At 56.6% G+C, this 17,992-nt stretch carries 18 protein-coding genes; 7 read left to right on the forward strand and 11 right to left on the reverse strand.

Going from position 1 to position 17,992, the window contains the following annotated elements:
- Position 1 precedes the first annotated feature (1 nt).
- From ccoP to aceA, 10 genes are all read right to left on the reverse strand, one after another.
- Complete coding sequence (gene ccoP / locus FPY71_RS01335; RefSeq protein WP_149296871.1) at positions 2–907, reverse strand: cytochrome-c oxidase, cbb3-type subunit III; 906 nt, start codon at positions 905–907, stop codon at positions 2–4.
- Positions 888–1,073 carry a cbb3-type cytochrome c oxidase subunit 3 gene (locus tag FPY71_RS01340; RefSeq protein ID WP_149296873.1) on the reverse strand — a complete coding sequence of 62 codons (186 nt, stop codon included), beginning with the start codon at positions 1,071–1,073 and terminating at the stop codon, positions 888–890. The genes ccoP and FPY71_RS01340 overlap by 20 nt, the downstream gene beginning before the upstream one ends.
- 3 nt (positions 1,074–1,076) lie before the next feature.
- Complete coding sequence (ccoO, locus tag FPY71_RS01345; RefSeq protein WP_149296875.1) at positions 1,077–1,832, reverse strand: cytochrome-c oxidase, cbb3-type subunit II; 756 nt, start codon at positions 1,830–1,832, stop codon at positions 1,077–1,079.
- 24 nt (positions 1,833–1,856) lie between these two features.
- Positions 1,857–3,467 (reverse strand): cytochrome-c oxidase, cbb3-type subunit I, encoded by a 1,611-nt coding sequence (gene ccoN, locus FPY71_RS01350; protein WP_149296877.1) that lies wholly within the window; start codon positions 3,465–3,467, stop codon positions 1,857–1,859.
- A gap of 158 nt (positions 3,468–3,625) precedes the next feature.
- Positions 3,626–4,360 (reverse strand): Crp/Fnr family transcriptional regulator, encoded by a 735-nt coding sequence (locus FPY71_RS01355; protein WP_188052168.1) that lies wholly within the window; start codon positions 4,358–4,360, stop codon positions 3,626–3,628.
- Positions 4,361–4,581: 221 nt separating this feature from the next.
- Complete coding sequence (locus tag FPY71_RS01360; RefSeq protein ID WP_188052169.1) at positions 4,582–4,959, reverse strand: response regulator; 378 nt, start codon at positions 4,957–4,959, stop codon at positions 4,582–4,584.
- 64 nt (positions 4,960–5,023) lie between these two features.
- Positions 5,024–6,313 (reverse strand): NAD(P)/FAD-dependent oxidoreductase, encoded by a 1,290-nt coding sequence (locus tag FPY71_RS01365; RefSeq protein WP_149296883.1) that lies wholly within the window; start codon positions 6,311–6,313, stop codon positions 5,024–5,026.
- Entirely contained in the window at positions 6,306–7,754 is a 1,449-nt protein-coding gene (locus FPY71_RS01370; protein WP_149296885.1) for a glutamine synthetase family protein, read from the reverse strand. The genes FPY71_RS01365 and FPY71_RS01370 overlap by 8 nt, the downstream gene beginning before the upstream one ends.
- A 128-nt stretch (positions 7,755–7,882) precedes the next feature.
- On the reverse strand, positions 7,883–8,140 hold the full coding sequence (locus FPY71_RS01375) for an SMc00767 family acetate metabolism repressor (RefSeq protein ID WP_149296887.1): 258 nt from the start codon (positions 8,138–8,140) through the stop codon (positions 7,883–7,885).
- 25 nt (positions 8,141–8,165) lie between these two features.
- Entirely contained in the window at positions 8,166–9,461 is a 1,296-nt protein-coding gene (aceA, locus tag FPY71_RS01380) for an isocitrate lyase (protein ID WP_149296889.1), read from the reverse strand.
- Between the two features lie 199 nt (positions 9,462–9,660).
- Between aceA and FPY71_RS01385 the strand changes: the two genes are divergently transcribed.
- The 7 genes from FPY71_RS01385 to FPY71_RS01415 all read left to right on the forward strand — a co-directional run bounded on the left by FPY71_RS01385 (position 9,661) and on the right by FPY71_RS01415 (position 16,802).
- A complete protein-coding gene (locus FPY71_RS01385; RefSeq protein WP_149296891.1) occupies positions 9,661–11,073 on the forward strand; it encodes a helix-turn-helix domain-containing protein in 1,413 nt (470 codons plus the stop codon).
- Between the two features lie 182 nt (positions 11,074–11,255).
- Entirely contained in the window at positions 11,256–12,047 is a 792-nt protein-coding gene (locus FPY71_RS01390) for an aspartyl/asparaginyl beta-hydroxylase domain-containing protein (protein WP_149296894.1), read from the forward strand.
- A gap of 4 nt (positions 12,048–12,051) precedes the next feature.
- Entirely contained in the window at positions 12,052–12,558 is a 507-nt protein-coding gene (locus FPY71_RS01395; RefSeq protein WP_149296896.1) for a GNAT family N-acetyltransferase, read from the forward strand.
- A 42-nt stretch (positions 12,559–12,600) separates the two neighbouring features.
- Complete coding sequence (locus FPY71_RS01400; RefSeq protein ID WP_425457863.1) at positions 12,601–13,722, forward strand: polyamine ABC transporter substrate-binding protein; 1,122 nt, start codon at positions 12,601–12,603, stop codon at positions 13,720–13,722.
- Positions 13,723–13,882: 160 nt separating this feature from the next.
- Positions 13,883–15,034, forward strand: coding sequence for an ABC transporter ATP-binding protein (locus FPY71_RS01405; RefSeq protein WP_149296901.1), 1,152 nt, complete (start codon positions 13,883–13,885; stop codon positions 15,032–15,034).
- Positions 15,035–15,051: 17 nt separating this feature from the next.
- A complete protein-coding gene (locus tag FPY71_RS01410; RefSeq protein WP_149296903.1) occupies positions 15,052–15,960 on the forward strand; it encodes an ABC transporter permease subunit in 909 nt (302 codons plus the stop codon).
- The gene (locus tag FPY71_RS01415; protein WP_149296905.1) at positions 15,957–16,802 is read left to right on the forward strand and encodes an ABC transporter permease subunit; all 846 of its coding nucleotides are present in this window, start codon (positions 15,957–15,959) and stop codon (positions 16,800–16,802) included. Before FPY71_RS01410 ends, FPY71_RS01415 begins: the two co-directional genes overlap by 4 nt.
- Positions 16,803–16,844: 42 nt before the next feature.
- Here the strand turns inward: FPY71_RS01415 and FPY71_RS01420 are convergent, their stop codons facing one another.
- Positions 16,845–17,981, reverse strand: a complete 1,137-nt coding sequence (locus FPY71_RS01420; RefSeq protein WP_149296907.1) for a hypothetical protein — start codon at positions 17,979–17,981, stop codon at positions 16,845–16,847.
- Between the last annotated feature and the right edge of the window lie 11 nt (positions 17,982–17,992).

Here is a 17,992-nt window from a genome sequence, read left to right on the forward strand (position 1 = left end):
TTCAATCACCCATCTCGCCGCCGCCAAGGCCGTGCACGTAAACGGCCAGTTCCTTAACCACCGTGTCGCTGAGCCGGCCGCCCCAGGCGGGCATGACACCATGTTTCGGATTGCGGATCTGCGCCTTGACCATCTGTGCCGTGCCGCCATACAGCCACACAGCGTCGTTCAGGCGCGGCGCGCCCATGGAGCGTTCACCCTCGCCGCTGCCGCCGTGGCAGGCAGCGCAATTGTTGGCATAGAGCTCTGCACCCTGTGGGCTGACCGCATCGGCATCGCCGCGGTGCATGGCCAGAACATATTGCGCCACCGCGTCAATTTCGGTGCTGTTCAATATGCCGCCAAAAGCCGGCATTTCAGAAATGTGGGTGTCATCATCTCCGTCAAACCGGATGCCATGGCGTATGGATGTGTAAATTTCATCTAATGTGCCGCCCCACAGCCAGTCATCATCATTCAGGTTGGCATAGCCTGTGCTGCCGGCTGCATCTGCGCCGTGGCACTGCACGCAATTGACCTTGAAAGCCGACGCGCCGCCGCGAAACGCGGCATTGCGCAACGTGTCGTCTGCCACAATTTCCTGCAAAGGCAGAGAGGCAATTTTCTGCAATGTGTCAGCGCGCGCCGCGGTTGCAGTGTCTATTTCCCGCGCAACCTCTGCACGGGAGTTCCAGTTCAAAAGGCCGGTTGGTGCACCGCCTGGCAAGGGCAGGGATGGGTAAAGAACGATGTAGGCCAGAGCCCAAACCTGCGTGGCATAGAAAATCCAAAGCCACCACCGCGGCAACGGCCGATTCAGTTCCTTGATGCCATCCCACTCGTGGCCGGTGGTTGTATAGCCCGTCGCCTTGTCCACTTCATTATGGGCGTCGGCATTGGGGACGTCGTTATTGACGGGTTTGTGCATCGTCGCCACCCTTGTCGTCATATTTGAACGGGATATCCGCCTGGCTTCGATAAATCTGTCGCGCGTTCGGACGGCTGACCCAGACAAGCACGGCCAAGAAATTAAGCACCAGCGCCAGAAGACCCCAGCTATCGGCAAAGTGTCGGAGCGTGTCGTAAAAGCTCATCACTCACCTCAGATTTTCGTGGGACAGCGGCTCGTAATCGGTGAAATCCACCAATGTGCCCAGCATTTGCAGATAGGCGACCAGCGCATCCATTTCGGTGATCACATCCGGGCGGCCATCAAAATCGCGCGCCTGTGCCTTCGGGTAACGCTCCTGCAGGCCGCGCGCATCCGCCATGCCGGAAGCCTGCGTCAGCAGGTCGGCATAGGCATTGTCGATCATGTCCTGCGTGTAAGGCACGCCAATGCGCTCATTGGCCTTCAGATGCGCGGCAATATCGGTGGCCTTCAGCTCGTTACGGGCCAGATGGCCGTATTTCGGCATGATGGATTCCGGCACAACCGACTGGGGGTCAATCAGGTGCTGCACATGCCATGCATCGGAATAACGTGCGCCAACGCGGGCAAGGTCGGGGCCGGTGCGTTTGGAACCCCACTGAAACGGGTGGTCATACATGGACTCCGCCGCCAGCGAATAATGGCCATAACGCTCCACCTCGTCGCGCATCGGGCGGATCTGCTGTGAATGGCAGACATAGCACCCTTCGGCGATGTAGATGTTGCGCCCCGCCAGTTCCAGCGGAGTGTAGGGGCGCATACCCTCGACCTTTTCAATGGTGTTGCTGATGTAGAAAAGCGGCACAATCTCAACAATGCCGCCCACGGCAACAACCAGCAGCGAAAGCACCATCAGAACGGTGACGTTGCGCTCCACCTTGTCGTGGTTGCGGAAGATGAATTTGCTTAATGGATCCAGCATGTCGGCTGTTCCCTGATATCTGGGTTATTCGGCGGGCTGGAGAGGTGTGGCACTGGTGGCCCGGCTGGCTGCCGGACCGCGTATGGTGCGCCACACATTGTAGGCCATCAGCAATCCACCAGCGAGGTAGAGCAGCCCACCCCCTGCACGGATGATGTAGAAGGGGTTCAGCGGTGCGACCGTCTCGACAAAGGAGTAGACCAGATAGCCTTCGCTATCATATTCGCGCCACATCAGGCCCTGCATGATGCCGGACACCCACATGGATGCGGCGTAGAGCACTATGCCGATGGTGGCGAGCCAGAAATGCCAGTTCACCAGACGCAGCGAGTAGAGAGAGTCGCGGTTCCACAGGCGCGGCACCAGAAAGTAGATTGCGCCAAACGTGATCATGCCATTCCAGCCCAGTGCACCGGAATGCACGTGGCCAATTGTCCAGTCGGTGTAATGCGACAGCGAATTGACCGCCTTGATGGACATGACCGGTCCTTCAAAGGTGGACATGCCGTAAAATGCGATGGCAATCACCATCATCCGCAGCACCGGGTCGGTGCGCAACTTGTCCCATGCGCCCGACAGCGTCATCAGACCGTTGATCATGCCGCCCCAGGAAGGCATCCACAGCATGATGGAAAACACCATGCCCAGTGTTTGTGCCCAGTCGGGCAAAGCGGTGTAGTGCAGATGGTGCGGGCCGGCCCAGATATACATGAAGATCAGCGACCAGAAGTGCACGATCGACAGGCGGTAGGAATAGATCGGGCGCTCGACCTGTTTGGGCAGGAAGTAATACATCATGCCCAGGAAACCGGCAGTCAGGAAAAAGCCGACTGCGTTGTGGCCATACCACCATTGCACCAGCGCATCCTGGACACCGGAGAAAAGCGAATAGCTTTTGGAGCCAAGGAAAGACACGGGCATCGCCAGATTGTTGACAATGTGCAGCATGGCAATGGTGATGATGAAGGCAAGGTAGAACCAGTTGGCCACGTAAATATGCGGCTCCTTGCGCCGCAATATCGTGCCAAGAAACACGATCAGATAAGCCACCCAGACAATGGTCAGCCAGATGTCGATATACCATTCCGGTTCGGCATATTCCTTGCTTTGCGTCTGCCCCATCAAATAGCCGGTAGCCGCCAGCAGAATGAACAGCTGATAGCCCAGCATGACGAACCATGGCAGCTTTTCGCCGAACAACCGTGCACCGGTTGTACGCTGCACCACATAGAAGGATGTTGAAATCAGCGCAGTGCCGCCAAAGGCAAAAATAACGGCCGAGGTGTGCAGCGGGCGCAGCCGGCTGAATGTCAGCATCGGCTCGAAGTTCAGCTGCGGAAAGGCCAGCTGCAATGCGATGACCAGACCGACCAGAAAGCCCACAATGCCCCAGACAACCGTAGCCGCTACGCCGAATCGGATAACATCATCTGCGTAACCGGATTGCGGTGTCGGCGCGGTTGCCGTGCGCACCTGTGAATAGTCGGTGTTGCGTATTCTCCAGAATGCGAATGCCACAGCCAGAACGGCAATCATGCCGGCATGAAAGGCAAATTGGGCATCTTTTGCGAAAGCAGCGGCGCTTACCGATGCAAGCGCGATGCAAAACAGAATCGCTGGCTGTAGAAGCTCCATGACGTCAGTCCCCGTGGTACTGCTTCGATGCTGTAGGCCGGTTTTCGGCAGCACGCTTTGATATGGATCAATTGGACGTGAGATTTTGTGATCGGTTTGGTGAGTTGCATCGCCCCGCCGCAAGGCTGCCGCAAAACCGCATCATTTTCCGATTGTTTTCAGGTGCTTGCTGCCATGTGCAGGCGCTTGGCATCCAGCACCACAAGCCGCCGCGCATTGGTGATTTCCAATATGCCTTCGCGTTTGAAGGCACTGAACTGTCGGCTCACTGTTTCAAGCGTCAGACCCAGAAAATCGGCGATTTCAGAGCGGCTCAGAGGCAGTTCAAGCTCTCCGCTGTGCAGCGGATATGCCTTTGCCAGCCCGGCAATGTGCAGAATGAAGGTGGCAACGCGCTCCCGGGAGGATTTGCGCCCGAGCGCCAGCAGCAAATCGCGCGCTTCATTGATTTCTTCCAGCGCACGGCAATAGAGAAACCGTTCCAGCGCACGATTTTCTTCAATCAGATTTTCCATGACCATTCGCGGTACAAGGCATATTTCCACATCGGTAACGGCGCGAAATGACAGTTCCGCTTCATAGAAATAGGGCTGGCCAATCATGTCGGGATTGCTGCGCAATGCGACAATCTGCTGCCGCCCATCGCGCAGCAGTTTTGAAAGACGCACAATTCCGGAGTGGATCAAGGCAAAATGCTCACCCGCATTGACCGACGTCAACTCGCAGCCGCTTTCCATACGCCGGCGCACGGCGGTTTCTGTCATGTGGCGCAACTGGCTGCGGTTCAAGGTCCGGCACAATCCGGTGCGGGTGGTGCAGAAGCGGCAGCTTCTTGGCAAACCGTCATCCACAACCCTGTCGTCTGTTACGGCACTGTCGCCGCGGTTCTGCATGTTATTCCTGAATATGCTTGTCCGGGTACCGGTATCGCCGGCTTGCCTGGATTTCATATAGAAGGGGTGGGCGATCAAGATTTGGTCTCCAGCAACAAAAACTGGACCACTGATTGGTGCCAAAATGGCGAAAAACGACGATCCTGAGTTTAGGTTAGCGAAGGTTCCAAACCTTCGCTTTGATCAAAATCAATCGTTCGCTGATCAATAGTTCAACGCAATCAAAGCGCGGCACGCAATGCGTTGATCAAATCCTGAGAGGCATAGGGTTTGCGTATGGTCGGGGCTGAGCGCGCTTCCACGGGCAGGTCCGCATCTTCACCATATCCCGAGGCGAAGACGAACGGGATCCTGCGCTGGGTCAAAGATGGAACCAGGGCGAACGAGGTTTCAGCGCCAAGATTGATATCCAGAAGCGCAATATCAATGGCTGTGTTTTCGATGATCTGAATGGCCTGAGCAACATTGGCAGCAGTAAAAACTGCGGCCATACCGCTTTCCAGCATCAACTGCTCTGTATCGAGCAGGATTGCCAGATTGTCCTCGACAACCAGCCCGCGCAATCCGGTGAATTCCTGCCCCTCCGGCAAAGTCTCCACGGTGATGCCCCCTCAGTGCCATAACCCATTTACAAAGTGTTACGATGCAGCCGAAAATTCAACCTTAAATGCGATCGCGCAGGGCAAACCAGGTCATCGCCAGAAACAGAAGGGGAGTGCGCAACCATTGGCCGCCTGGAAACGCCGGTATGTCCAGATCCTGCAAGACCTGCAACCGGTTTGGGCCGCCGGTGACCGTTTCAGCATAGAGCCGACCAAAAAAATTGGACAGCATGACCCCATGGCCGGAAAAGCCGCCAATATAAGTGATGCCGGAGCGTGTGGCAGAAACATAGGGCATGCGTGTCATGGTTATGCCCACCGAACCACCCCAGGCATGGGTGAAGCCGACATCTTTCAGGTGCGGATAGATGTCGCGAATCTGCTTGAGAATGGTTGCGCCAATGTTACCCGTTTCCGGCATATAGGCTTCGCGCCCGCCAAACAGCAGGCAATTGTCGGGAGATTTGCGAAAATAGCGCACCACGAAGCGAGAATCGTCTACCGATTCATTGCCGGGAATAATGCGGTGCGGCTCTGCAAGAGGCTCCGTTGCAACGATGAACGAACGGATGGGCATGACATGCGAGGCTGCTATGGCATCAATATCGCCGCCATGGGCATTGGTTGCCACCAGCACCCGCGCGGCCGTGACAGTACCATAGGGCGTCTGTGCAACGATCCTGCCGCCTTGCTCTGTGAGCGCAGTTACGGGCGTCTGTTCAAACAATCGAGCGCCCGCACTGCCTGCGACAGCGGCTGTTCCGGTCAAAAGCTTCAGCGGATTCAAATGGTAGGTGCCACTGTCTCTCAAACCGCCATAATAGCAGTCAGACCCCAGCAGATCCGCCATGCCCGCGCGGTCATGAAATGACACTTTGTCATAATTGAATCGCGTGGCCAGTATTTCGGCATGCTCCTGATAGGGTTTCAAAAAACGCCGCTTGTGCGCGACAGAAAGCTGCCCGGCCTGCAAATCTGCTTCTATGCCGTGGCGATTGGTAAAGTCGACAAGATGCTGCTTGGCGTCTTCCGCAATATCAAACAGCGCCTTTGCCCGTTCATAACCAAAACTGGCCTCCAGCTCTTCCGGCCAGAGGCGTTGGCCCGTTCCCATTTGTCCGCCATTGCGCCCGGACGCGCCATCGCCCAGCCGTGCACCTTCCAGCAGCACAGCATCCACACCGGCCATAGCCAGATGCGCTGCCGCCGAAACACCGGTGAAACCGCCGCCGACCACCAGAACGTCGCAGGAAATGCTGCCCGAAAGCTGCGGCCATCGGGGACGTATCAGGCTGTCTTCATACCAGGAGCGCCCTGGTGATATGGGCGATTGGTAAAGCGCATCAGACATTGAGCAACAAAAACTCACGTTCCCACGGGCTGATAACCTGCATGAAGGTTTCAAATTCCCCGCGCTTGATACCGGCATAGGTGGCGACAAACTCGCTGCCGAGAACGTCCTGAAACGCTTCCTCCGCCTCAAAGGCGGCTACCGCTTCCAGAAGTCCGCGTGGCAGCGAAATAATTCCATCCTCGTTCACTGTCCTGTCGGTTGGCTGGTCCGGCTCGGTTTTGCGTGTCATGCCAAGCCAGCCACAGGCCAGTGAGGCAGCCAGCGCAAGATAAGGGTTGGCGTCTGATGAAGGCAGCCTGTTTTCAACCCTTCGCGCGGCTGCGTCTGATGCCGGAACGCGAAATGCCGTGGTGCGGTTGTCATAGCCCCAGGCATTGTTGGTCGGAGCACTCATGCCATAGGTCAGGCGGCGATAGGAGTTCACATAGGGCGCCATCATCACCAGTGCGGCAGGCACATAACGCTGCATGCCGCCGATGAAGTGGTAAAACAGCTGCGATGGCGTGCCATCGGCCTTTGAAAAGACGTTGCGGCCGGTTTTCTTGTCGATCACCGACTGGTGGATATGCATGGCCGAACCCGGCTGACCCTGAATTGGCTTGGCCATGAAGGTGGCATAGATATCGTGCTTGAGCGCAGCTTCGCGGATGGTGCGCTTGAACATGAAAACCTGATCGGCCAACTCGATCGGATTGCCATGGCGCAGGTTGATTTCCAGTTGGGCTGCACCGTCTTCATGAATCAGCGTGTCAATCTCCAGCCCCTGCTGGTCGGAGAAGTGATAAATATCGTCAATCAGCTCATCGAATTCGTTGATGCCGCCAATGGAGTAGCTTTGACCGGCCTGAATTTGCCTGCCGGATCGACCGACGGGCGGCGTCAGCGGATAATCCGGATCGACATTCTTGGACACCAGATAGAATTCAATTTCCGGTGCAACGATCGGCTGCCAGCCTTTCTGGTCATAAAGTTCCAGCACACGCTTGAGCACATTGCGCGGCGTATATCCGACGGCATTGCCCGACGTATCCACCAGATCGCAAATCACTGCGGCTGTCGGGTCTGATTCCCAGGGCACTTCTGCCAGAGTTGAAAAATCCGGCACCAGTTTCAAATCGCCATCATTGGGCGAGTAACGAAAATTGCCGGTTTCTTCCGGGTAGTCGCCGGAGATCGTGTGCATGAAAAGCGCGGATGGCAGAGCCAGCGAAGTGTTTCCGGTGAATTTCTTTGCCGGCATCATTTTGCCGCGCGCCACTCCGGCCAGATCGGGTGTGATGCATTCAATGTCATCAATGTGCCGGGCCGCCAGCCACTCGCGTGCCTCGTCCATGGAAGAAACGCCGCGGCGAGAGGCCAGAAATGGCGCAGGATCCGGAGGGGGAGGCGTAGCACCTGCATCCTTGCGCGGCGCTCTTACCCGCTTTGGTTTTGGCATTGGCGCAAGCGCCTTCGATTTCGCAGTCTTCGGACGTTTGGCCATACAATCCTTCGCCGGCATCTGTGATGCCGGCGATCTTATCCTTTCCCTGTGCTTCGGGAAAGCGCTGTTGTGCCAGGTGCCGCTTACCGCTCGGTTTTGACAATCACCGGCACGAGCAGGTCTCCCCAGCAGCCATTGCCCGAATGGTGGCGGGAAGATCGGACCAACTCTACCGATAAGCCCTCTTCAACCGCCTTCATTACCGACTGATTCAGACGATGCAGGTCGTTGGCCAAAGACCGGATGACGGCCTGCTGGTCACTGTCCATGCTGGCTGCCTGTTCTTCTGCTCTTTCGCGTACACGTGTGCGCGGACGTTTTTCTTCCAATGTGAGGGTCATGATTCCTGCCTCCTGTTGGCCGGATTTACTCGGCTGCCTCGTGAATGGGTTTGAACTGATCGCTTTCGGTGGAATCTCCCATCGCTGTGGTCGAAGATTCGCCGCCGGTGATTGCCATGCTCACCGCGTCAAAATATCCGGTGCCGACCTCGCGCTGATGCTTGGTCGCGGTGTAACCCGTTGCCTCGGCGGCGAATTCGGCTTCCTGCAGTTCGGAATAGGCTGCCATTTGCCGCTCTTTGTAACCGCGTGCCAATTCGAACATGCCGAAGTTGAGCTGGTGGAAACCTGCCAGCGTGATGAACTGGAATTTGTAACCCATTGCCCCCAGTTCACGCTGGAATCTGGCAATCGTTGCCTCGTCCAGGTTTTTGCGCCAGTTGAAGGAGGGCGAACAGTTATAGGCCAGCATCTGGTGCGGATATTCGCGCTTGACCGCCTCTGCGAAACGACGGGCCTGATCCAGATCGGGCTTTGAGGTTTCGCACCAGATCAGGTCGGCATAAGGCGCATAGGCCAGTGCGCGGGAGATGCAGGGCTCCAGCCCGCTCCGCACCCGGTAGAAGCCTTCTGCCGTGCGGCCCGCTTCATAATCCACATACGGCTTGTCGCGGTCATCAATATCTGACGTCACCAGCTTTGCCGCTTCTGCATCAGTGCGGGCGATAACAAGCGAAGGCACACCCATGACATCGGCTGCCAGACGCGCCGCGGTCAGGTTGCGGATATGCGCCGCCGTTGGAATGAGAACTTTACCACCCAGATGGCCGCATTTCTTTTCCGAGGCCAGCTGGTCCTCGTAATGCACGCCGGCCGCGCCTGCTTCGATGAATGCTTTCATGATTTCAAAAGCGTTCAGCGGCCCGCCAAACCCGGCTTCGGCGTCGGCAACTATTGGCGCAAACCAGTCTGCCACCGTGTGCTTGCCTTCGGACTGCTCAATCTGGTCGGCCCGCTGCAAAGTGCGGTTGATACGGCGGCACAGTTCCGGCGCTGCGTTGGCAGGGTACAGCGACTGGTCTGGATACATGGCCGATGCGGTGTTGGCATCCGCGGCAACCTGCCAGCCGGAAAGGTAGATCGCCTGCAAGCCAGCGCGCACCATCTGCATGGCTTGATTGCCGGTCATGGCGCCCAGGGCATTAACGTAATCTTCCGAATGCAGGCTCTGCCACAACCGGTTGGCCCCATGCTCTGCCAAAGTATAGCGGATCTGCAACGAGCCACGCAGACGTTTCACATCCTCGGCCGTATAGGTGCGCTTCACGTGATCGAAACGACCTTTCGGTGCGCTGGGGACGAGGTTGTCAAAATCTGTCATTGTCTTTTTCTCCAGAACGCGGGTTTCGCCAATCCGCTGGTTTGCTCCGGAGTGAAATTGACAATGCGCTGCAACATTCACCAGAAAAAACTATCATTTCCCGTGGTTCTTCGCGTCGAGATGTGCGTGAATTGACAAAAATCCCCGGTCATGATGTAAATTTTGTAACAGTTCTGGTTCTGTAAAGATCGGTCACATCTTGGCGGACAATAAGATTTTTGCCGGTCCTCGTGTCCGGCGCCTGCGCTCTGAACTCAAGCTGACGCAAAGCGCCATGGCGGCGGAGCTTGGCATTTCGCCCTCTTACCTTAATCTTGTAGAGCGAAGCCAAAGGCCGCTGACAGTGCAACTTCTGTTGAAGCTGGCACAAACCTATCAAGTCGATCTGGCGGCATTTCAGGTGGGTGGTCGTGAGGCCATGCTTGGCGATTTGAAGGCGGTGTTTTCCGATCCGTTGCTGGTTGGCGAGGTGCCCGGTCCGCAGGAGGTGCTGGAGGTTGTGGAAGCCGCTCCCAATGCCGCAACGGGGGTTATCAAGCTTTACCGCGCATATAAAGAACTGGAAACGCGCCTTTCCGACCTGTCGGGGCTGTTGGCCGAGCGGGGAAAAATAACGGAGTCGGTTGGCTCGCGCCGGCCCATTGATGAAGTGCGGGAGGTGTTCGAAGGCCGGGGCAACCACTATCCTGCGCTGGACAGTGCGGCAGAAGCGCTGCACGCGCAATTGCCGGCCGGGGACGATTTGCGCGGCGCGCTGCGGCTGTGGCTGCGCCAGACACATGAAGTTGCCGTGCGCATTCTGCCGGTGGACACAATGCCAAACTGGCGCCGGCGCTTTGACAGGCACTCTCGCCGTCTGTTTCTATCCGAGCGGCTGTTGCCGGCAGATGCCTTGCGTGAAATTGCCATGGAGGTTGTGGGCCTGCATATGGCCGACGCGTTGGAGGCGGAGGTGCAAAGCTTTGGCTTCTCCAGCGCGGAGGCGCGGCGGCTGGCACGCTTTGAGCTGACACGCTATTGCGCGCATGCCTTGATGATGCCCTATGCGGCGTTTCAATCTGCGGCAGAGAAAAATGCTTACGATATCGATGTTCTGGCGGCGCGGTTCCAGGTGTCGTTTGAGCAGGCGGCCAACCGGCTGACGACATTGCAGCGGCAGTCTGCCCCAGGCGTTCCTTTTTTCATGATGGAGGTTGATCAGGCGGGCAACCGTTTTCGCCGCGCCGGTGCGCAAGGGTTTCCGGCGCGGCGTTTTGGAGGAGGCTGCACAAAGCTTTCAGTGCACGCGGCCTTTCTGGAGTCTGGCAGAGTGCTGGTGGAAACGGTTGAGCTGCCCGATGGCGGGCAATTTCTGACGATCGCACGCACGCTGGAAGGGCTGCGCGCCGGTTTTGCGGAACGTCCGCGGCGCACGGCAGTGCTTTTGGCGTGTGATGTCAGCTACAAGGACAGGCTGGTTTATGGCGCATTGGCTGCTGCACCCCCGGTTTTGATCGGCCCGGCGTGCAAGGTGTGTGAACGGCAGGCGTGTCTGGCACGGGCAGAGCCGCCGCTGACCCGGCCACTGGGGTTGGATAGCTGGGTGAGTGGCCTTTCGGCCTTTGATTTCTGAGCATTTCCCGTTGAAGCGTTGTCGCTTCAACGACAGGACAATGCGACAGACAGAAAGTTGCATTTCCCGTTGAAGCGTTGTCGCTTCAACGACAGGACAATGCGACAAGATAAAGAGTTTTCGCATTTCCCGTTGAAGCGGCAACGATTCAACGACAAGATTATGGATTGGAGTGGACGCTTATGGCACCGGAAGCAAAGCAGAAAATTCGCACAGAGGGCTTGGAAGATACAATGAGCCGCGGCGGGCTGATTGCCCGCACGGTGCAAAAGCTGGTCGATGGTGCAGAAGCACTGAACCTTCGTTATTCCGCTGCCGGAAACCCGGCAGTTTACGACAATGCAGATTTCCCGTGGGCAGGCGAAGTGGAGGCGGAATGGCAGACCATCCGCGCCGAGCTGGACAAGGTGCTGGTTCGCAAGGGTGATTTGCCCGCATTTCACGAAATTTCGTCCGAGGTTCGTTCGATCTCGTCTGACCGCAACTGGAAAACCTTTTTCCTCTGCGGTTATGGCATCAAATCTGATGCGGCTATCGCGCAGTGCCCGGAAACCTGGCGGATCCTGCAGAAAATTCCGGGATTGAAGTCAGCCATGTTTTCAATTTTCGAACCGGGCAAGCATCTGCCGCCGCATCGCGGTCCTTATAATGGTGTTCTGCGCTTTCACCTTGGGCTTATCGTGCCGGATCAACCGGACAAGATCGGCATTCGTGTCGATGATCAGACCTGCCATTGGCAGGAGGGCAGGGCGCTGATTTTCGACGATGCTTATGAGCATGAGGCATGGAATCACTCAGACTCCGTCAGGGTTGTGCTGTTTGTTGATTTTGAGAAGCCGTTGAAATTTCCAGCCAGCCTGACCAATCGCGCGGTGCTGAACATGGCCGTATTTACGCCCTTTGTTCAGGAAGGTTACAAGGCGCACAAGGCATGGGAAAAGATGTTTTACGGTGCCGGGCAGAAACACAGGTAATTCAATGACAGCTTCTTTGTGGCGGCAGATGACCGGGGCAGATGTGCCCGGCGTTCTGGATCTTGCGGCGCGTGTACACCCCGGTTTGCCCGAGAGGGCAGAGGTGTTTTTGAATCGCATTGCGCTGTACGGGCAAGGCTGTCTGGTGCTTGCGCCAGATGCGCAGGTGCAAGGTTACGCGGTAGCGCATCCCATCATGCAGATGCAGCCGCCGCCGCTGGATATTGTGTTGAGCCACCTGCCGGAAAAGCCAGACGCCTTTTACATCCATGATGTTGTCGTCTCTCCCGATGTGCGGGGAACAGGGGCTGCGCGGGTTGTGATTGACCACCTGTTGCGCAAGGCCGACGCATATCCTGTCACATGCCTGATATCTGTTTATGGAACGGGTCCTTTCTGGTCGCGTTTCGGCTTTGCACCAATGTCGGGGAAAACTATAGAGGACAAGCTTGCACCATATGGTCCCGATGCAGTTTATATGTTGCGACAAAATGGAAACGCGGCTTTTTGAATCTGGGCCTACACAAAAGGCCGACACTGTAGAATAGTCGCGATCTTCGTCCGTACCACCCGGGAGTCATCTATCTTGATCCAACGCAGTTTCGCAGGATTTGCCGCCCTTCTCCTTCTTTCCACAAGTGCTCTCGCGCAGGAAAAACAGCTCAATATCTACAATTGGTCCGACTATATCGAGCCTTCGATACTGGACGACTTCACCCGCGAAACCGGCATCAAGGTGGTCTATGACACCTATGATTCGAACGAGATACTGGAAACTCGCCTGCTGGCGGGTGGTAGCGGTTACGACGTCGTTGTGCCTTCAGCAGAATACATGGCTCGGCAGATTGAAGCCGGGGTTTACCAGAAGCTGGATCAATCGAAGCTGCCAAATCTTGGCAATATGTGGCCGTTGATCCAGGAACGTGTTGAGGCGTTTGACCCGGGCAACGAATACTCGGTCAATTACATGTGGGGAACCACAGCAATTGGCTATAACAAAAACAAGGTGGCCGAACTGCTGCCGGATGCACCGCTGGACAGCTGGGCTCTGGTTTTTGATCCGCAATATGCAGAGGTTCTCAGCAAATGCGGCATCGACATGCTGGATTCTCCGGGCGAAATCATTCCAGCCGCGCTGAACTATCTGGGCGTAAACCCTGATGCCGCATCACCGGAAGATATTCAGAAAGCAACCGACCTGTTGCTGGCGGTGAGGCCATATATCCGCAAATTCCATTCGTCGGAATATATCAACGCTTTGGCCAATGGCGATATCTGCGTGGCAGTGGGCTTTTCCGGCGATATTTTTCAGGCGCGTGACCGGGCGGAAGAAGCTGGCGGTGGCGTTGAGATTGGCTACACCATTCCCAAGGAAGGGGCGATGATGTGGTTTGATCAGTTCGCCATTCCGGCGGATGCCAGACATGTGGAAGAGGCTCATATCTTCATCAACTACATGATGCGGCCTGAAGTCATCGCCAAGGCAACGGATTATGTCGTTTATGCCAATGGCAATCTGGCATCGAAAGAGCTGATTGACGAGGATATCTTCAACGATCCTGCGGTTTATCCGACCGATGAAACGTTGGAGAAGCTGTATATCAAACTGCCTTATGATGCGCGGGCCCAGCGTCTGGTCACACGCGCTTTCACCACCGTTCGCACAGGCCAGTAATCGGGCGCTGCAAAGGGTTGACCAAGGGGCCGGGTTTTGACATCCGGTCCTTCACATATGCGGTCTTCCGGGCACCTGAAACGCTCTGACTCTCTGGTTTGTCGCATTGTCCTGTCGTTGAAACTTAACTGCTTAAACGAGAATTGCTCTAGAGGTGGCGATGGCAACGGCTTTGAAATCACTCGGCAATATCCGCCGCAATTTCGATCCATGGAATGATCCTTCGGCTCAGCCGTTGATCGAGTTTGATCATGTCATCAAAACGTTTGGTGACTTCAATGCTGTCGACGATCTGTCACTGAACATTTTCACGCGTGAGTTTTTTACGCTGCTCGGCCCATCTGGCTGCGGCAAATCTACACTTCTGCGGATGCTCGGCGGTTTCGAACAGCCGACATCGGGCGATATTCGGCTGGGTGGCAAAAGCCTGAAAGGCGTGCCGCCTTACCGCCGCCCGCTCAACATGATGTTCCAGTCCTATGCGCTGTTTCCGCATATGAGTGTCGAAAAGAACATCGCCTTCGGCCTGAAACAGGATGGCATGGCGCGCAGCGAAATTTCCGACCGGGTGGCGGAAATGCTGAAACTGGTGAAGCTGACGCAATACGCCAAGCGAAAGCCGCAACAACTTTCAGGCGGGCAGCAGCAGCGTGTTGCGCTGGCGCGTTCGCTGGCAAAAAAGCCAAAGGTTCTGTTGCTGGATGAACCTTTGGGTGCGCTTGATAAAAAGCTGCGGGAAGAAACACAGTTCGAGCTGATGGACCTGCAACAGGAGCTTGGCCTGACATTTGTTATCGTGACACATGATCAGGAAGAAGCGATGACAATGTCGGACCGGATTGCCGTCATGCAATCGGGTAAGATCAAGCAGGTGGCCACACCTGCAATCATGTATGAAGCGCCCGCCACTCGCTATGTGGCAGACTTTATCGGCAATATATCCATTCTCGAAGGCGAGGTCGAAACCTCTTCCGGTGAAAGATTGCGCCTTTCCAGTGAGGGCGCAATTCTGGAAGTTGCACATGCCCCTGCAATGGCGCCCGGTGACAAGGCAGCTTTTGCCGTCCGTCCGGAGAAGGTCCGGCTTTCCCGGCACAAACCATTGGATGCATCGGTCAACGCGCTGCAGGGTGTGGTTTGGGACATTGCCTATCTGGGCGATGTGACGCTGTTCAACGTCAAGCTGAAAAGCGGCACGATTGTGCGCGCCACTGTCATCAATTCAGCGCGGGTTGCGCCTGAGCAGATCGGTTGGGAAGAAGAGGTCTGGCTCAGCTTTCCCGCCGATGCCGGCGTTATCCTCAAGGATTGATGGCGGAAGGGGCGAACATGGCCGGCAACAACACTTCAGAAAGCCATTGGTTCAGACGTTCGGTCATAGGCATTCCCTATGTCTGGCTGCTGGCACTTTTTCTGGTGCCATTTCTGATCGTCTTCAAAATATCGCTGTCAGAAACGGCCATTGCACAGCCGCCTTACCTGCCAACCTTCGATCTGTCAGATCTGCAGAGCATCTGGCAGGGTGTTCGCGACTTCTCGACGGACAATTACCTCTGGCTGGCGGGTGATCCCCTCTACATCAGGGCCTATCTTTCCAGTCTGCGCATTGCACTCATTTCCACTTTTCTGGCTTTGTTGATTGGTTACCCTCTGGCCTATGCCATGGCCAAATCGTCGACGGCGCTGCGGCCCGTGCTGCTAATGCTCATCATCCTGCCTTTCTGGACGAGTTTTCTGATCCGGGTTTACGCCTGGATCGGCATTTTACGGGGTGAGGGCTATCTCAACCAGTTTCTGCTCTGGACCGGCGTCATTTCGCAGCCGCTGACCATTCTGAACACCGAGTTGGCGGTCTATATCGGCATTGTCTATTCATATCTGCCGTTCATGGTGCTGCCGATTTACGCAGGGCTGGAGCGCATGGACCACCGGCTGGTGGAAGCTGCCAATGATCTGGGTTGTCCACCTTTCATGGCCTTCTGGAAAATTACATTTCCACTGTCATTGCCGGGCGTTCTGGCTGGCAGTTTCCTCGTTTTCATTCCGGCAGTGGGCGAGTTTGTCATTCCGGACCTTCTGGGCGGCTCTCAAACGCTGATGATCGGCAAGGTCTTGTGGGACGAATTCTTCATCAATCGTGACTGGCCCGTGGCCTCTGCGGTAGCGGTTCTCTTGTTGCTGGTGCTGGTTGTGCCGATTGTCATTTTCCAACGCTTGCAGGCGAGATCAGCATCATGAATTCGCGTCTCTCGCCGTTCAACATCGTCTCGCTTGTACTGGGTTTCTCGTTTCTGTATCTGCCCATTGTGCTGCTGGTTGTTTATTCGTTCAACGCTTCGCAGCTCGTCACCGTGTGGGGCGGTTTTTCAACCAAATGGTACACGGCGCTGGCGGGGAACCGGCTGTTTCTGGATGCCGCCTTCATCACGCTTCGCGTCGGGCTTTTGTCGGCAACCCTCGCCACGGTTCTGGGCACTCTGGCAGCGCTTGCGCTTGTGCGTTACGGCAATTTTCGTGGGCGGCTGCTGTTTTCCGGAATGGTGTTTGCGCCACTGGTCATGCCAGAGGTGATCACCGGCCTGTCGTTGCTGCTGCTGTTTGTTGCCATTGGTTTCGATCGTGGCTTCTGGACCGTGTCTCTGGCTCATACCACCTTTGCCATGTGCTTTGTCGCAGTTGTCGTGCAGTCCCGACTGGTAAGTTTTGACCGTTCACTGGAAGAAGCCGCACAGGATCTTGGCTGCACCCCGCTCAAGGCATTTCTGAGTGTAACCCTGCCCGTGATCTGGCCGGCGGTGGCGGCTGGCTGGATGCTGGCCTTCACCCTGTCTCTGGATGATCTGGTCATTGCCAGCTTCACCTCCGGTCCCGGCGCAACAACGCTGCCAATGCGGATTTACAGCCAGGTGCGCTTGGGCGTCACCCCAGAAATCAACGCCATCTCCACGATATTGATTGGCGTTGTGACCACCGGCGTGTTGATTTCGTCCATCATTTTCAAGCGGCAGGAAGTTCGCCGCCTGCGCGATGAAAGATTGGCGGCCGAGGCTGAAAAGGCCGAAGCAGCCTTGACGCGTTAGAGCATCTTTCACTGAAAAGAATCATCCAAGGTGATTGGATGATCACCTTGAACGCTCTGACGCCTCGGCCTGCCGGGTCGCACAATCGCATGCCTTTGCATAGGCCTGTTCAATGGCGTCGAATGTTTCTGCAAAAGCCGTGCCCAGCGGGTCCGGCTTGACATCTCTGGCCACCATCAGCGTGTCCAGCATTTCCAGGTCCGCAAGTGCGGCCAGCAGCGCCGGACGCGCCCGGGCATCACGAACCTGACCTGCGCCGTTCTGCAAGAGCGGCGCCACTGTGGCGATGTAGTCGACAGCCCCTTGCAGGCCGAAGGTGCCGGCCGGGTCGGCCTGCACGCTGGTCATGTTGGCACGACGCGCTGTGTTGACCAGACGCCGGGCCAGATGGTCCAGATCGTGCCGGTCATGCATAACGATCCGATAGGGTTTGCGACGTGGTGCCAGATCTTCATTGGCCTTGGCATCGTTGACAATGCCTGCTCCCCTGCTGCTGTTGGCAACACGCGTCAGCAGCGTCGCTTCCGGTTCGTCTGCCACATCCAGGGCTGTGACCATCTCATGCGCGGCAAAACGCCCATCCGGCCGGTCTGCAGGGGCATGGCGGGGCAGTGGTGGTGGGCGCATGGCATCCAGCGCAGCAGTGGTCTGCGCCTTCAACGCCGTCTGCAACGTGGCTATCGCCAGATCAATCTGCGCGGTGGAAATCGCAACCTGTGCGGCGTGATTGCGCAGCAGGGTCAGATAGGCTGGCACCCCGCTGCACATGAAAGGGGTGTATTCCTGCCCAAGATAATCGCCCAGTTCCATCTGCAGACGTTCGGCAACCCATCGCGAAGATGCGTTGGCCGGTAGGGCGGTGTTGCCACCTTGCGCGGCAATTTTGCGTGCCAGCTGGCGCGCCTGCTGCAGCTCTTTGGAAGCCGAACCTTTTGGCGCTGCAATGCTGAGCTTGCCGGGATGTGAGATGTGGGCCACAGGTTGCGACGGCAGTTTGCCAGACCGCACCTCGCGCAAAGTCTGGTAGGGGCCGTCTTTCACCGTTGACAGGCTGGAATGAAATGCCTGCGCACACTCTGCGGGATTGGCCTGTGCTGACTGCACGGCAACAATACAGGCGCCCAAAGACAAGGAAATGGCAAGAAACCGGAAAAATCTGCGGCCAGGAGCACGTTTCATCAGCAGATACC

Origin of the sequence: Aureimonas fodinaquatilis (genome assembly GCF_008369445.1) — a bacterium.
Lineage (GTDB): Bacteria > Pseudomonadota > Alphaproteobacteria > Rhizobiales > Rhizobiaceae > Aureimonas > Aureimonas fodinaquatilis.

What these genes read in the sequence shown, in the direction of transcription:
- ccoN (WP_149296877.1), bottom strand. Translation starts at nt 3,467, where the DNA reads ATGGAGCTTCTACAGCCAGCGATTCTGTTTTGCATCGCGCTTGCATCG.
- aceA (WP_149296889.1), bottom strand. Translation starts at nt 9,461, where the DNA reads ATGACAGATTTTGACAACCTCGTCCCCAGCGCACCGAAAGGTCGTTTC.
- ccoP (WP_149296871.1), bottom strand. Translation starts at nt 907, where the DNA reads ATGCACAAACCCGTCAATAACGACGTCCCCAATGCCGACGCCCATAAT.
- FPY71_RS01410 (WP_149296903.1), top strand. Translation starts at nt 15,052, where the DNA reads ATGGCCGGCAACAACACTTCAGAAAGCCATTGGTTCAGACGTTCGGTC.
- FPY71_RS01355 (WP_188052168.1), bottom strand. Translation starts at nt 4,360, where the DNA reads ATGCAGAACCGCGGCGACAGTGCCGTAACAGACGACAGGGTTGTGGAT.
- ccoO (WP_149296875.1), bottom strand. Translation starts at nt 1,832, where the DNA reads ATGCTGGATCCATTAAGCAAATTCATCTTCCGCAACCACGACAAGGTG.
- FPY71_RS01415 (WP_149296905.1), top strand. Translation starts at nt 15,957, where the DNA reads ATGAATTCGCGTCTCTCGCCGTTCAACATCGTCTCGCTTGTACTGGGT.
- FPY71_RS01390 (WP_149296894.1), top strand. Translation starts at nt 11,256, where the DNA reads ATGGCACCGGAAGCAAAGCAGAAAATTCGCACAGAGGGCTTGGAAGAT.
- FPY71_RS01405 (WP_149296901.1), top strand. Translation starts at nt 13,883, where the DNA reads ATGGCAACGGCTTTGAAATCACTCGGCAATATCCGCCGCAATTTCGAT.
- FPY71_RS01365 (WP_149296883.1), bottom strand. Translation starts at nt 6,313, where the DNA reads ATGTCTGATGCGCTTTACCAATCGCCCATATCACCAGGGCGCTCCTGG.
- FPY71_RS01375 (WP_149296887.1), bottom strand. Translation starts at nt 8,140, where the DNA reads ATGACCCTCACATTGGAAGAAAAACGTCCGCGCACACGTGTACGCGAA.
- FPY71_RS01340 (WP_149296873.1), bottom strand. Translation starts at nt 1,073, where the DNA reads ATGAGCTTTTACGACACGCTCCGACACTTTGCCGATAGCTGGGGTCTT.
- FPY71_RS01395 (WP_149296896.1), top strand. Translation starts at nt 12,052, where the DNA reads ATGACAGCTTCTTTGTGGCGGCAGATGACCGGGGCAGATGTGCCCGGC.
- FPY71_RS01420 (WP_149296907.1), bottom strand. Translation starts at nt 17,981, where the DNA reads ATGAAACGTGCTCCTGGCCGCAGATTTTTCCGGTTTCTTGCCATTTCC.
- FPY71_RS01370 (WP_149296885.1), bottom strand. Translation starts at nt 7,754, where the DNA reads ATGCCAAAACCAAAGCGGGTAAGAGCGCCGCGCAAGGATGCAGGTGCT.